We start from the raw sequence: 13,686 nt of genomic DNA, 5'->3' as shown, positions 1-13,686 counted from the left end.
ATACAACCACCAACCTGACGCTGGGTGAACGTCTGAATGCCGCCTATCGTAATGACTGGTTTGAATTCGGCTTGAACGGAAGCATCTCCTATTCAATAGAGAAGGATAAACTGACGCCTGACAATAATCAGGAGCCCTATACCTTCTCCTACGGTGCCAATACGCAGATTTCCATGCCGTGGAACATGACACTCTCTACCAACATTGCCAACCAGAGCCGTCGAGGATATACGGACAGCAGTATGAACCGTAACGAGCTTATCTGGAATGCACAGTTGTCGCAGACTTTCCTGAAAGGGAATGCCACCGTCAGCTTCGAGATGTACGACATTCTGAAGAAGCAGAGTAACATCAGCCGTTCGCTGACTGCAAGCGGCCGCTCGGTGTACGAATATAACGGCGTGAACAGCTATTGCATGCTTCACTTCATCTATCGTCTGAATATTTTCGGCAGCAAGGCCGCCCGCGATAAGATGCAGGGCAGACGCGGCTTCGGCGGTCCGGGCTTCGGTCCGGGTCATGGTCCTGGCGGTTTCGGAGGACGCAGGCCGTTCTAAAGCGGAGGGGATCACCCCCCTAATCAGCTTGTCATTCTGATACACTCTCAATTCTGTGGCAGGTTTCTTTTTGATTATTTTTCAGACGCGGATGACGCAGATAAGAATATTAAAAATCTGCGTCATCCGCGTCAAAGCGATAGCAAGTATAAGTTTTCAGACAAGTTGGGGGAAGAGGGACTTTTATGTTAATCTCTGTAATCTTCGGTGAAAGTTTCTGTGTTTTTCCTACATTTGTTTCACACTTAATTGTCTGTGAACATGCTTGATTGGAACTTCATTGCCAGCCAGATTGCTACGATAGCCTTCGACATTGTTTATTTCGGTGCCATCATCGGAACGATTGTCGTCATTATCCTCGACAACCGCAATCCGGTGAAAACCATGGCATGGATACTGATACTGATGTTCCTTCCCATCGTGGGGCTGGTGTTTTACTTCTTCTTCGGGCGTAGTCAGCGCCGTGTGCGCATGATAGGGAAGAAGAGTTACAGCCGCTTGTTGAAGAAACCTATGGCGGAATATCTGGCGCAGGACTCATGTGCGCTTCCCATCAATTACAGTCGTCTCATATCCTTGTTCCGTAATACCAACCAGGCTTTCCCCTTCGATGGAAACCGGGTGGAAGCCTATACCCTGGGGCTCTCCATGCTGCAATCCCTGCTACGCGAACTGGGGAAAGCAACGAAGCATATCCACATGGAATTCTATATCTTTGAGGACGATGCCATTGGGCGCTTGGTGCGTGATGTCCTGATGGAAAAGGCGCGTGCCGGGGTAGAGGTACGTGTGATTTATGATGATGTGGGTTGCTGGCATGTTCCCAACCGTTTTTTTGAAGAGATGCGCGAGGCCGGTATCGAGGTACGCAGCTTTCTGAAGGTACGTTTTCCGCTTTTCACCAGTAAGGTGAACTATCGTAATCATCGGAAAATAGTTGTCATTGACGGGCGCATCGGCTTTGTGGGGGGTATGAATCTTGCCGAACGCTATATGCGCGGATTCTCATGGGGCATCTGGCGGGACACACATCTGCTGCTGGAGGGCAAGGCTGTTCACGGATTGCAGACCGCCTTCCTACTCGATTGGTACTTTGTGGACCGTACACTGATTACGTCTACCCGCTATTTCCCGAAAATAGAAAACTGCGGTACTTCCTTGGCGCAGATTGTAACGAGTGAGCCCGTAGGCCCATGGAAAGACATTATGCAGGGACTTGTCATATCCATTTCCAGCGCAAAGAAATATTTCTATATCCAGACTCCCTACTTCCTGCCCACCGAAGCCGTACTTGTTGCTATGCAGACAGCCGCCTTGTCAGGTGTCGATGTGCGTCTGATGTTGCCCATGCGTGCTGATAACCGCTTGACGCATCTGGGTTCCTGCTCTTATCTGGCAGATGTGCTCTATTCGGGAGTCAAGGTCTATTTCTATAAGAAAGGCTTCTTGCACTCCAAACTGATGGTTTCGGATGATGAGTTGTCCACGGTAGGCTCTACGAATGTGGATTTCCGCAGTTTTGAACATAACTTTGAGGTGAATGCCTTCATCTATGACACAGAAACAGCGCTTCAGATGCGCGAAATCTTCCTTCAAGACCAGCGCGACTGCGTACAAGTATTCCTGAAGAACTGGGTGAAGCGCCCCTGGTATCGTAAGGCTGCAGAGAGTGTGGTGCGGCTGATGGCGCCGCTGTTATAATGAAGAATGATGAATGAAGAATTTCTTGAAGTGTATTCATATCGTACCATTCTTCATTCATCATTTAAATATCGTGAAGTTCACGCTCCCGTATACCCTTCTCTCCACAAAGTGCGGATGTTCCTCGAAACTGTTTTTCTTCCCGTGTTCCAAGACGAAGAGTCCGTCTTCTTTCAGCAAGTTGTTCTCGAAGATGAGATCGGGCAAGGTTTCCAGCCCGGCAAGCTCGTAGGGAGGGTCGGCAAAGATAAAGTCGAACTGCTCGCGTCCGCTTTTGAGGTATTTGAATACGTCACCGCGTATGGGTAGACACTTGTCCGTCTTTAATTCCTGCATAATTTTGCAGATGAAGGCATAGTGGTCGCGGTCTTTTTCCACGCTGATTACTTGGTCGCAGCCTCTGGACACAAGCTCGATGCTGATGCTGCCCGTACCGGCAAATAGGTCGAGGGCACGGATGCCGTCCTCAAAGTCCATGTAGTTGGAGAGCACATTGAACAGATTCTCTTTGGCAAAGTCTGTGGTGGGGCGTGCCTTGAAGGAGTGGGGCACGTCGAAACGTCTTCTTTTGTATATTCCGCTGATTACTCGCATAGGGTTATGGCTTGCAGGTCAAGATTAGTGGCGGGATTCATGATGAATACCTGCCGGATGAATTTTCGCAGTTCGGGCAGTAGCAGTTCTTTGTCGTTCAGGTCACCGGTCAGGTGCAGCTCATCGCGCTCCTGCTCGAAGCCGAGTTGTTTCCATATATATAATAGGTAGTAGACACGGTCGGGTGTGCTTCTGCATTCAAAGGAATTGGCAAGAAGGAGGCGTCCGCGCTCGTAGCCGTATACGTCTACGGCATCTTTTCGCAAGTGTGCATACATCTTCCGGTTGTTGCCCAAGCGGCTCTTTGAGGAGAAGAACTCAATGAAGGGGCTGGCTTGGGAATAGAACTTGACATCGGGATACTGTTCGCGAAGGAAGGAGCAGGCACTCTTATCCATGCCGAACAATACGACAGTGTTGTTCTTATGCAGTATGTTGTATTGTACGGTTTCATTTTCCCGTTTAGGGTGGTTGTGATAGAAGATGATTTCCGTTTGTTCGTCCTCGAAGAACTCCAGGGGAATGAATGTAAAGCGCTTGTCCGCCATGAGCACATTGACACGGCGGAAGGGGCGTTTCAGCCACTCCAGCTCGCGGAAAGTCTGTTTCAGATTGGCAGTGAGGGAGAAGGACTCGTCCACTGCACGGTCGTAATAAGAGAACTCGCCGTCGCCCAGAGGGTTGAACACAGAAAAAGAAAATCCATCCGTGCTGAGACGGATGGATAATGTATACTGTTCCGATTTATTAAAATCAGTCGTTTCTATCATACGTTTGTCGGGGTGAGATTATTCCCAGTTACCGGCGTTGTTGTTAGCTGTTTCCAAGCTACCAATCATCAGACCGCAGTACTTGCCAAGTTTGGTTTGTACGTCCTTGATGTTGGCAATTTCTTGTGCATCCAGACCGTTCAAATAAACTTCGTACGGAGTCTTCACTTCGAGCAGACAGAAAGGAGCACCGGATTTAGCTGTATCATTCTTGATAGCCATTTCGAATTGTGCACCGTTTCCGAAGGGAACATATCTCATTGAATCGGGGTTGAAGCCCTTCGGGAAGATAGTGTCCAATACGGCTACCCACATAGTGTCACGCTTGAAGTTTTCCAATCCCCATTTCTTGACGTCAGCATAGTTACCTGTCTTCTTTGCCTTATTGATGATGTTGATGGCTTTCTTTTCAGTCAGACCGTCTTCCAGCTGCTTATCGTTCAGTTCTCCTTGCTTGAAGATGAACGGAAGTTTCTGGTTTTTAACAAAGTCAATCAGAGAGTCGAAGCTTGCAGTATATTGCTGGTCATGTAAAGTACGATATTCCAATTGTGCTTTACGGATGTCAATCAGACGTGCAATGACGGCTGCGTCTCTGTGCTTCTTTGCTTTTTCAAAGTTGATAGGACCCATAATGCTGGTGTAACAAATATAAATTAGCACCAAAGCACATAAGCCTAAAATGACATTAAATACTGTTTTCATGATAAATATGTTTTTTAGTTGTTATATTCGCACCGCAAAAATAAAAGAAATTAATTTAAAAACGATAGTTCCCTTTACTTTTTTCTGTTACAAAAATGATAAATAACTATTTAGAAAGGCAAATTAAGGAAAATTTTCCTTACCAACCAACTCCTGAGCAAGAAATTGCTGTAAAATCTTTATCGGAGTTCCTTCTGTCACCCCGTAGCGAGGTGGTTTTTATGCTTCGTGGTTATGCGGGGACGGGTAAAACATCGTTGGTCGGTGCCTTGGTGCGGACGTTGGATAAGTTGCAACAAAAGTCGGTATTGCTGGCACCGACCGGACGGGCGGCAAAAGTTTTCTCGGCGTATGCGGGGCATCCGGCGTTTACAATTCATAAAAAAATTTATAGACAGCAATCTTTCTCCAATGAGCTGAGCAATTTTTCTGTGAACGATAATTTGACAACTCACACTTTATATATAGTGGATGAGGCCTCGATGATTTCCAATGAGGGACTGTCCGGTTCCATGTTCGGCACGGGCAGATTGCTGGACGACCTGGTGCAGTTTGTCTATTCCGGCCAGGGATGCCGCCTGCTGCTGATGGGCGATACGGCACAGCTGCCGCCGGTGGGGGAGGAGCAGAGCCCTGCCCTCTTTGCCGATGCCTTGAAAGGCTACGGGCTGGAAGTGGTGGAGGTGGACTTGACGCAGGTGGTGCGTCAGGAGCAACAGTCGGGCATTTTGTGGAATGCCACCCGCCTGAGGCAGTTGATAGCGGAAGACGATTGCTACAGCCTGCCAAAGATAAAGGTTTCGGGGTTTGCCGACATTAAAGTTCTGCCCGGAAATGAGCTGATAGAAACGCTGAGCTCTTGCTACGACCATGACGGGCTGGATGAAACTATCGTGGTGTGCCGCTCCAACAAGAGGGCGAACATCTACAACAAAGGCATCCGTGCGCAGATTCTCTGGCGTGAGGATGAATTAAACACCGGTGATTTGTTGATGGTGGCGAAAAATAACTACTTCTGGACGGAAAAGGAGAAAGAGATGGATTTCATTGCCAACGGTGAGACTGCCGTGGTGCGCCGCGTGCGCCGTACGCGAGAGCTGTATGGCTTCCGCTTTGCAGACGTGACGCTGGTCTTTCCCGACTATAACGACTTTGAACTGGAAGTGAACATGCTGCTCGATACGCTGCATACCGACTCGCCTGCGCTGCCCAAGGCAGAGAACGACCGGCTTTTCTACTCCGTCCTCGAAGATTATGCCGACATCACCGTGAAGCGCGAGCGGATGAAGAAGATGAAGGCAGACCCGTACTACAACGCCTTGCAAGTGAAGTATGCCTATGCCGTGACTTGCCACAAGGCGCAGGGCGGGCAATGGAAGAATGTCTTTCTGGACCAGGGGTATATGACGGATGAATACTTGACACCCGATTATTTCCGTTGGCTTTACACCGCCTTTACCCGTGCCACGGGAACGCTCTACTTGGTTAACTATCCGGAAGAACAAATAGTTTGAAAAAGAGAGGGGTACCGATGCAGTATTCCGGCATTTTTTGTATTTTTGTAGATAGAACAACTATAACTGAACAAGTATGAAGAAGCTATACTCTCTCTTTGCCTTGATAGCACTGCTGTTTACCGCTTCCGGTTGCGAGGACGATTACCGGAGCATGGTACTTTTCGAAGGCGTGGAGCCTATTTATCAGATTGGGACATGTGATAATCTGGTGTCTAACCTTTCTTATTATCTTTCTGAAACAAACGAAGATACAGTGCTGGGTATTGACGGTGGTGACGGTTCCTATAATCTAATTAACGAACACGAGTCGGTGGCTTCCGTGACTTTTACCGATGATGTCAACGGGTATCAGCGTATCAAGATTCATCCGCTGGCAGAGGGGGAGACGATTGTGAAGGTGATGGATGGTTCCGGTGAGGAAACACAACTGCGCATCACGGTGAAAGGTCGTAGGCAATATACGTTGACGAAGATGGGCTTCGAGTATGGTATCAGTAGTGGTGCACCGACGGAACTGCTGGGTGATGTTTCTAAGGCACTTGCCGAGCGTCCTTGGGTGAAGGATGGCGGGTATTATGTGCTGGTGCCCGAAGATTTCTCCAATAGTATGTGGAAAGGTGTATTGGAAATCTATCCGACGGGAAAAGAGGAGGAACCGCTAATGGGGATATACGAGACAGTTCCAGTGGAAGATGAGAACGGAGATACATATGCATTGTGGCAGTTTACTTATAATGGAGAGAAGAGGCTCTTTACGCGGACGGTCTCGGGAAATGGTAAATGTGTACTTGCGGAAAATGTAACTCCTTTCTGTCCTTCCGGTTTGTTGCCCGAAGGTGCACTGGTGGTTTATCGCGAAATGTTTATACTTCGGATGGAATAAGGTTTTAGTGGAAATCTTGTCAAGAGCAGATTTACGAAAGATTAACAGACGGGAGGCTTAGGCTTCCCGTTTTTGTTTCTGTTGCGCATCATCTGTCTGTTCTGTATGCATCATTCATTTGCTTCGAATGCATTGTCTGTTTGTTCTGGACTAATCATCCGTTCCCTCCACTTCACTGTCCCAAACCTTAGGGTTTTTCACGGAAACCCCAGGGCTTTGGAGGGTAAATGCCAGCCATTTCACTTGCTAAGGTGTGGCATTTAGGATGGTAAGGTGTGGAGTTTGGGGAGCCGGCATGTGGCATTTCAAATGGAATACCGTGGAGGGTAAAAAGAAAAGGAGAAGCAATGCTCCTCCTTTCCCGGTAGTTTAATTTTGAAATATCTAAAAAATGACATTACAAATATACAACATCGCAGAGGCGATGTCAAGTGTTTCGCCAATTATTTTCGATTATAATCCTGCCAATTCCAAAACTTTGTCAATGGCAGCGTTCAGTCCGTCAGCATTCTTGCCGCCGGCAGTTGCAAAGTGGGGCTGGCCACCGCCACCGCCTTGGATAAGCTTGGCGGCCTCTTTCACCAGGTTTCTGGCTTTCAGTCCGCCTGCCACGAGGTTGTCGCTCAGCATGACGGTCAGCATCGGCTTGCCTTCGGCTTCAGTTCCTGCCACGAAGAACAGGTTTTCCGTAATCTGGCCACGCAGCTGGAAGGCGATGTTCTTCACTGTTTCTGCCGGCAGGGGAGCACAGAACTTGATGACTTTAACGCCATTGACTTCCTGCACGTTCTTCAGCAGTCTTTCTTTCAGCTGTGCTTCTTTCTCTTTCATGAAGTCCTCTACCTGCTTCTTCAGTCCGGCGTTCTCGTCGATATACTTGCGGATGGTTCCGGCAAGGTCGGGTGCGTTGTTGAAGAGCGCCTTCAAGTCGTGCAGCGTGTCCTCGATGGTGTTCATCAGTTCCTCCACGCGTGCACCCGTGTAGGCTTCGATACGGCGCACACCGGCAGCCACGGAGCTTTCGGAGATAATCTTCACCATACCGATGTTTCCGGTTGCAGCCACGTGCGTACCACCACAGAATTCTACGGAAGAACCGAACTGGATAACGCGTACATGGTCGCCGTACTTCTCGCCGAACAGAGCGATGGCGCCCAGTTCTTTGGCTTCTTCGATAGGAATGTTGCGGTATTCTTTCAAAGGTATGTTGGCGCGAATCTTTGCATTAACGATGTGTTCCACCTTGCGGATTTCCTCGTCCGTCACCTTCTGGAAGTGTGAGAAGTCGAAACGCAGGGAGTCCGGTGTAACCAAAGAGCCCTTCTGCTCTACATGCTCGCCCAATACTTCGCGCAGCGCAGCATCCAGCAAGTGGGTAGCAGAGTGGTTGGCGGCACAAGCGGCACGCTTGTCGGTATCCACGCATGCCATCATCGGAGCTTCCATGTGTTCGGGCAGCTTCTTGGTGATGTGGATAGGCAGGTTGTTCTCCTTCTTGGTGTCTACCACTTCGATGGTCTCAAACTCGTTCACCAATACACCGGTGTCACCTACCTGACCGCCGCTTTCGGCATAGAACGGAGTCTTGTCCAGTACAATCTGATACAAGGTTTGGTTCTTCTGCTTCACTTGTCGGTAGCGCAGAATGGATGTTTCGTATTCCGTATAGTCATATCCTACGAATTCGGTAGTACCCTCCTTTAGCGTAATCCAGTCACCGGTCTCTATGGCGGCGGCATTGCGGGCACGCTGTTTCTGCTGCTGCATTTCGGCGTCAAACTCCTTGATGTCGGCAGTCATGCCGTTTTCGCGGAGAATCAGTTCCGTCAAGTCGAGCGGGAAACCGAAGGTATCATATAAGGTAAAGGCATCCTTTCCGCTGATTTCGTTCTTGCCGGCGGCTTTGGCGTCTGCCATGGTCTTTTCCAGCAGGCGGATACCTGTCTCCAAAGTGCGGAGGAAGGAGTCTTCTTCTTCCTTGATAACTTTGGCAATCAGTTCCTTCTGTGCATCCAGTTCGGGATAAGCGGCGCCCATGTTCTCGATGAGTACGGGGAGGAGCTTGTACATGAATGCCTGCTTCTGTCCGAGGAACGTGTAACCGTAGCGCACGGCACGGCGGAGGATACGACGGATGACGTAACCTGCCTTGGCATTGCTCGGAAGCTGTCCGTCGGTGATGGAGAAGGCGATGGTGCGGATGTGGTCGGCAATTACACGCATGGCGATGTCCGACTTCTCATCTTCGCCATACTTCTTGCCTGCCATGTCTCCGATGGCTTTCAGTATCGGTTGGAATACGTCGGTGTCGTAGTTGGAGGTCTTTCCTTGCAGTGTGCGCACCAGTCGCTCGAAGCCCATGCCGGTGTCGATCACCTTGGCGGGAAGTCCTTCCAGGCTGCCGTCCGCCTTGCGGTTGAACTGCATGAACACGAGGTTCCAGATTTCAATCACCTGCGGGTGGTCTTTGTTCACCAGCTGGCTGCCGGGTACTTTGGCCTTCTCTTCTTCCGAACGGGAGTCCACATGGATTTCCGAACACGGACCGCACGGTCCCGTATCACCCATTTCCCAGAAGTTATCGTGTTTGTTGCCATTCAGAATGTGGTCTTTCGGCAAGAACTGCTCCCAGTAAGAAGCGGCTTCGTTGTCGCGTTCCAGTCCTTCTTCGGCGCTACCTTCGAATACGGTGGCGTAGAGGTCTTTGGGGTCGAGTTTCAATACATCCACCAGATACTCCCATGCCCAGGAGATGGCTTCCTTCTTGAAGTAGTCGCCAAACGACCAGTTGCCCAGCATCTCGAACATGGTGTGGTGGTAGGTATCGTGACCCACTTCCTCCAGGTCGTTGTGCTTTCCGCTTACGCGAAGGCATTTCTGCGAGTCAGCAACTCTTTTGTATTTCGCCGGGTGGTTGCCCAAAATAATATCTTTAAACTGGTTCATTCCCGCATTGGTGAACATCAACGTGGGGTCATCCTTAATCACCATCGGGGCCGAAGGCACTATCTGGTGACCTTTACTTTCGAAGAAACTCTTGAAAGAGTCTCTGATTTCGTTTGCAGTCAACATACTCTCTATTGATTTATCTGATTCTAATTTGATTTACCTTCTCTTGTCGTTTTTTGCCCGTTTCTTACTACTAACTACTTGCTACTTAGTCTTAATATTCTTGAAAAAACTGTGCAAAGATAGCTTGTTTTTATTACTTTTGTCGCATTGACAAGCGAAATATTTCCTAAGATGCGCAAAGTTTACTACATTTATAATCCCCAGACGCAGACGTACGACCGTATTTATCCTACCGTGAGGCAGCGGGCGCTGAGCATTCTCCGCCGTTTGTTCATCGGTATGGGGCTGGGTGCGGGCAGTTTCATCGTATTGCTGCTTATCTTCGGCTCTCCGTCGGAGAAGGAGTTGCGAAAGGAGAACAGCAAACTGCAGGCGCAGTACAACGTCCTCTCCCGCCGGCTGGACGAGGCTATGGGAGTGCTGCAAGACATACAGCAGCGTGATGACAATCTGTACCGGGTGATTTTCATGGCCGACCCTATTCCTTCTGCCATCCGTCAGGCTGGATACGGCGGTACCAACCGCTATGAGCATCTGATGGATATGGCTAACTCCGACTTGGTTATCAATACCACGCAGAAAATGGATATGATTAGCAAGCAACTCTATATCCAGTCCCGCTCCTTTGACGATGTGGTGGAGATGTGCAAGAATCATGATGAAATGCTGCGCTGCATTCCTGCCATACAGCCGGTTTCCAATAAAGACCTCCGTAAGACCGCTTCGGGTTACGGTACGCGTATCGACCCCATTTATGGTACCAGCAAGTTCCATGAGGGTATGGACTTTTCGGCTCCCCAGGGCACGGATGTCTATGCCACGGGAGATGGCACCGTGGTGCAGATGGGCTGGCAATCGGGCTATGGCAACAGAATTGTGATAGACCACGGCTTCGGTTATCAGACGGTGTATGCACACTTGCGCGATTTCCGGACGAAGTTGGGCAAGAAAGTGGTACGTGGTGAGGTCATTGGCGGGGTAGGCAGTACGGGCAAGAGTACTGGTCCGCACTTGCACTACGAAGTACACGTTAAGGGAAAAGTTGTGAATCCCGTCAACTACTACTTCATGGATCTCAGTGCCGAGGATTATGACCGCATGATACAGATTGCGGCGAACCATGGTAAGGTGCTTGATTGACGGATGATTTATAGAGAAAGGATTACATCATGCTGAATACAGATAAGAATTTAAAGTTATATTACTCCATCAGCGAGGTGGCTGCCATGTTCGATGTCAACGAATCACTGCTCCGTTTCTGGGAAAAGGAGTTTCCGCAACTCAATCCGAAGAAGGGGGGGCGGGGAATACGCCAGTACCGTAAGGAGGACATTGAGACAGTGAAACTTATCTATCATCTGGTGAAGGAGCGCGGAATGACCTTGCCCGGCGCCCGCCAACGGATGAAAGACAATAAAGAAGCTACGATACGCAACTTTGAAATCGTAGATCGCCTGAGAGCTATCCGCGAAGAACTGGTAGGCATGAAACTGGCATTGGATGAGTTTACTTACGAGGATGTGGAGAGCTTGAAGGAAAATATTCAAGGACTGAAGTAGAATAAATACCACTCCGTTTATTCCTCTACTCTCGTCACTTGTTTTATATTCTGTATCTGCTTCAGGTTATTGCAGATAGTGCGCACGTCGTCCACATCGTGTACATAGAGTTGTATCTTTCCTTCGAAGATACCGTCGTTGGTTTCGATGGTCAGTTTACGGATATTCACGTTGAGCTGGCGGGAGATGACTTGAGTTACTTCGTTCAGCAATCCCATGCTGTCTATACCTTTTATATATATAGTGACGAGGAACGACAAATCCTTGTGAGTGTCCCACTCGGTGGCGATGATACGGTTTCCGTAGCTACTCTTAAGGCGGGTGGCAACGGGGCATTGGCGCTTGTGGATGACAACACGGTTTTGCTCGTCGATGTATCCCAGTACGTCGTCACCCGGAATGGGATGGCAACAGTCGGCCATAATATAGTTCTTTGAGATGGTCTCTTCCGTCAGCTTCAGAATCTGCTTAGTGTTGATTTTCTCTTGCGGTGTTTTCTCTTCCGGTTGTTCTTTGGCATCCTTGTTGTCCTTGTTACCGAAGGAGAAGGTCAGGAACTTCTTCCAGTTGCTGTTCTGCTTTTCCTTGAACACGTTCTTGTCGGCATCGCCCAGCACAACCCGTTTGTTGCCGATGGCAACGAGCAGCTCGTCGCGGGTGTGGAAGCCGTGCAGCCTGGTCAGCTTGTCCAGAGCAGCATCATCCATACGTATATCCTCGTTTTTGAAGAATTCGTTCAGTATGGTTTCACCTTCTTTCTGATAGGTTTTCGCCTCTTTGCGCAGGATGGCGGCAATCTTGGCGCGGGCGCGGGCGGTGGTGGCATACACTTCCCACTCCGGCTGCACGCGTTGCGATTTGGAGGTCAATATCTCTACCTGGTCACCGCTTTGCAGTTTGTGGCTTAGGGGAACCAGTTTGTGGTTTACCTTGGCGCCGATGCAGTGGCTGCCGATGTCGGTATGCAAGGAGAAGGCAAAGTCCAGTGCCGTAGAGTTCTGCGGCATGGTCTTGAGGTCGCCTTTCGGGGTGAAGACGAAAATTTCCGATGCAAACAAGTTCAGTTTGATGGTATCGAGAAAATCGATGGCGTCCGGTTGTGGGTCGTCCAGAATTTCCTTGATGGTACGCAACCATTTCTCCAGTTCGCCTTCATCTTCGCTGCCTCCGCCTTCTTTGTATTTCCAGTGGGCGGCAAAGCCTTGTTCGGCAACGTCATTCATGCGTTCACTGCGGATTTGTACTTCAATCCATTGCCCGTTGTTACCCATAAGGGTGACGTGCAGGGCTTGGTAGCCGTTGGCTTTGGGATGGCTCACCCAGTCGCGCAGGCGGTCAGGGTGGGGCTTGTATATCTTGGATATGGAGACGTAAATGTCGAAGCAGTCGTTTAGCTCTTCCTCTATATTGCGGGGCTCGAAGATGATGCGGACAGCAAGCAAATCATAGATTTCCTCGAAGGGGACATGCTTGGTCTGCATTTTGTTCCAGATGGAGTAGATGGACTTTACACGGGCAAGGATACGGTATTTCAGTCCCATTTTGTCCAGTTGCGCCCGTATCGGAGCGGTGAACTCATTGAATACCTTGTCGCGCTCCACGGCGGTGGCTTCCAGTTTCTCTTCTATCTCGTGGTACTCTTCCGGATGTTCGTACTTGAAGCTCAGGTTTTCCAGTTCTGTCTTGATTTTGTACAAGCCGAGGCGGTTGGCGAGCGGGGCATAAATATAGAGTGTTTCGCCTGCAATCTTGAACTGCTTGTTGGGCAGCATGGAGCCGAGTGTACGCATGTTATGCAGACGGTCGGCTATCTTGATGAGGATAACCCGGATATCGTCGGACATGGTGAGCAGCAGCTTCTTGAAGTTCTCTGCCTGCGCCGAGGCACGGTCGCCGAAGATACCGCCGGAAATCTTTGTCAGCCCGTCTACAATCTGGGCGATTTTGGGACCGAAGATGTTTTCAATATCCTCTACGGTGTAGTCGGTGTCCTCCACCACATCATGCAGCAATGCCGAGCATATGGAAGTAGACCCCAGTCCTATCTCATTACAGACAATCTTTGCCACAGCAATGGGGTGCATGATGTAGGGCTCGCCGGAACGACGCTTGATGCCCTTATGCGCCTGGTTGGCAAAGTTGAATGCTTTGGTTATTATTTCGACGCGCTTGCGGTGCTTGGTGGCCAAATAGTCGTTCAACAGTTCTTGGAATGCCTGTTCGATCATTTCCTCTTCGGCTTTTTCCTTTTCCTTCTGACTTATATTTTCTTCCATATACTGCTTTCTCCTTTCTTCACTTCACTTTTTGCAAAAATAAGCAATTTTC

Annotated in this window: 11 protein-coding genes; 6 read left to right on the top strand and 5 right to left on the bottom strand. The window is 49.4% G+C overall.

What is annotated here, in order from left to right; all coding sequences use genetic code 11:
• Both ABUA47_RS01690 and cls read left to right on the top strand, forming a co-directional pair.
• The coding region (locus ABUA47_RS01690; RefSeq protein ID WP_349831392.1) for an outer membrane beta-barrel protein at positions 1–557 on the top strand (557 nt) is incomplete at its 5' end.
• 261 nt (positions 558–818) lie between these two features.
• The gene (gene cls, locus ABUA47_RS01685) at positions 819–2,258 is read left to right on the top strand and encodes a cardiolipin synthase (RefSeq protein ID WP_005824073.1); all 1,440 of its coding nucleotides are present in this window, start codon (positions 819–821) and stop codon (positions 2,256–2,258) included.
• 60 nt (positions 2,259–2,318) lie between these two features.
• Here the strand turns inward: cls and rsmD are convergent, their stop codons facing one another.
• From rsmD to ABUA47_RS01670, 3 genes are read right to left on the bottom strand one after another with little or no spacing between them, the layout of a single operon-like run.
• Positions 2,319–2,852: a 16S rRNA (guanine(966)-N(2))-methyltransferase RsmD gene (gene rsmD, locus ABUA47_RS01680; protein WP_005824070.1), complete on the bottom strand. Its 534-nt coding sequence runs from the start codon at positions 2,850–2,852 to the stop codon at positions 2,319–2,321.
• Positions 2,843–3,622 (bottom strand): DUF3822 family protein, encoded by a 780-nt coding sequence (locus ABUA47_RS01675; protein WP_035450201.1) that lies wholly within the window; start codon positions 3,620–3,622, stop codon positions 2,843–2,845. Before ABUA47_RS01675 ends, rsmD begins: the two co-directional genes overlap by 10 nt.
• An 18-nt stretch (positions 3,623–3,640) precedes the next feature.
• Positions 3,641–4,327: a hypothetical protein gene (locus tag ABUA47_RS01670; RefSeq protein WP_005824067.1), complete on the bottom strand. Its 687-nt coding sequence runs from the start codon at positions 4,325–4,327 to the stop codon at positions 3,641–3,643.
• A gap of 95 nt (positions 4,328–4,422) precedes the next feature.
• Here ABUA47_RS01670 and ABUA47_RS01665 point away from each other — a divergent pair, with 95 nt between their 5' ends.
• Both ABUA47_RS01665 and ABUA47_RS01660 read left to right on the top strand, forming a co-directional pair.
• Positions 4,423–5,841 carry an ATP-dependent RecD-like DNA helicase gene (locus tag ABUA47_RS01665; RefSeq protein WP_035450200.1) on the top strand — a complete coding sequence of 473 codons (1,419 nt, stop codon included), beginning with the start codon at positions 4,423–4,425 and terminating at the stop codon, positions 5,839–5,841.
• 76 nt (positions 5,842–5,917) lie between these two features.
• A complete protein-coding gene (locus ABUA47_RS01660; RefSeq protein WP_025834306.1) occupies positions 5,918–6,727 on the top strand; it encodes a hypothetical protein in 810 nt (269 codons plus the stop codon).
• 453 nt (positions 6,728–7,180) lie between these two features.
• Here the strand turns inward: ABUA47_RS01660 and alaS are convergent, their stop codons facing one another.
• Positions 7,181–9,799 carry an alanine--tRNA ligase gene (gene alaS, locus ABUA47_RS01655; RefSeq protein ID WP_349824519.1) on the bottom strand — a complete coding sequence of 873 codons (2,619 nt, stop codon included), beginning with the start codon at positions 9,797–9,799 and terminating at the stop codon, positions 7,181–7,183.
• A gap of 171 nt (positions 9,800–9,970) precedes the next feature.
• On the opposite strand from alaS, the gene ABUA47_RS01650 reads away from it, so the two are divergent.
• Positions 9,971–10,939: a M23 family metallopeptidase gene (locus ABUA47_RS01650; RefSeq protein WP_005824061.1), complete on the top strand. Its 969-nt coding sequence runs from the start codon at positions 9,971–9,973 to the stop codon at positions 10,937–10,939.
• A gap of 29 nt (positions 10,940–10,968) precedes the next feature.
• On the top strand, positions 10,969–11,358 hold the full coding sequence (locus ABUA47_RS01645) for a MerR family transcriptional regulator (RefSeq protein ID WP_005824060.1): 390 nt from the start codon (positions 10,969–10,971) through the stop codon (positions 11,356–11,358).
• A gap of 17 nt (positions 11,359–11,375) precedes the next feature.
• On the opposite strand, the gene ABUA47_RS01640 is transcribed toward ABUA47_RS01645, so the two are convergent.
• Entirely contained in the window at positions 11,376–13,634 is a 2,259-nt protein-coding gene (locus ABUA47_RS01640) for a RelA/SpoT family protein (protein WP_022402310.1), read from the bottom strand.
• Between the last annotated feature and the right edge of the window lie 52 nt (positions 13,635–13,686).

It is taken from the genome of Bacteroides sp. RTP31139st1_H2_RTP31139_211217 (genome assembly GCF_040227615.1).
GTDB classification, from domain to species: domain Bacteria; phylum Bacteroidota; class Bacteroidia; order Bacteroidales; family Bacteroidaceae; genus Bacteroides; species Bacteroides uniformis.
This window is presented reverse-complemented; position numbering and strand designations above follow the sequence as displayed.

Coding starts and splice junctions, on each gene's coding strand:
- ABUA47_RS01675 (WP_035450201.1), bottom strand. CDS start 3,622: ATGATAGAAACGACTGATTTTAATAAATCGGAACAGTATACATTATCC.
- ABUA47_RS01645 (WP_005824060.1), top strand. CDS start 10,969: ATGCTGAATACAGATAAGAATTTAAAGTTATATTACTCCATCAGCGAG.
- cls (WP_005824073.1), top strand. CDS start 819: ATGCTTGATTGGAACTTCATTGCCAGCCAGATTGCTACGATAGCCTTC.
- ABUA47_RS01640 (WP_022402310.1), bottom strand. CDS start 13,634: ATGGAAGAAAATATAAGTCAGAAGGAAAAGGAAAAAGCCGAAGAGGAA.
- ABUA47_RS01660 (WP_025834306.1), top strand. CDS start 5,918: ATGAAGAAGCTATACTCTCTCTTTGCCTTGATAGCACTGCTGTTTACC.
- rsmD (WP_005824070.1), bottom strand. CDS start 2,852: ATGCGAGTAATCAGCGGAATATACAAAAGAAGACGTTTCGACGTGCCC.
- alaS (WP_349824519.1), bottom strand. CDS start 9,799: ATGTTGACTGCAAACGAAATCAGAGACTCTTTCAAGAGTTTCTTCGAA.
- ABUA47_RS01665 (WP_035450200.1), top strand. CDS start 4,423: ATGATAAATAACTATTTAGAAAGGCAAATTAAGGAAAATTTTCCTTAC.
- ABUA47_RS01670 (WP_005824067.1), bottom strand. CDS start 4,327: ATGAAAACAGTATTTAATGTCATTTTAGGCTTATGTGCTTTGGTGCTA.
- ABUA47_RS01650 (WP_005824061.1), top strand. CDS start 9,971: ATGCGCAAAGTTTACTACATTTATAATCCCCAGACGCAGACGTACGAC.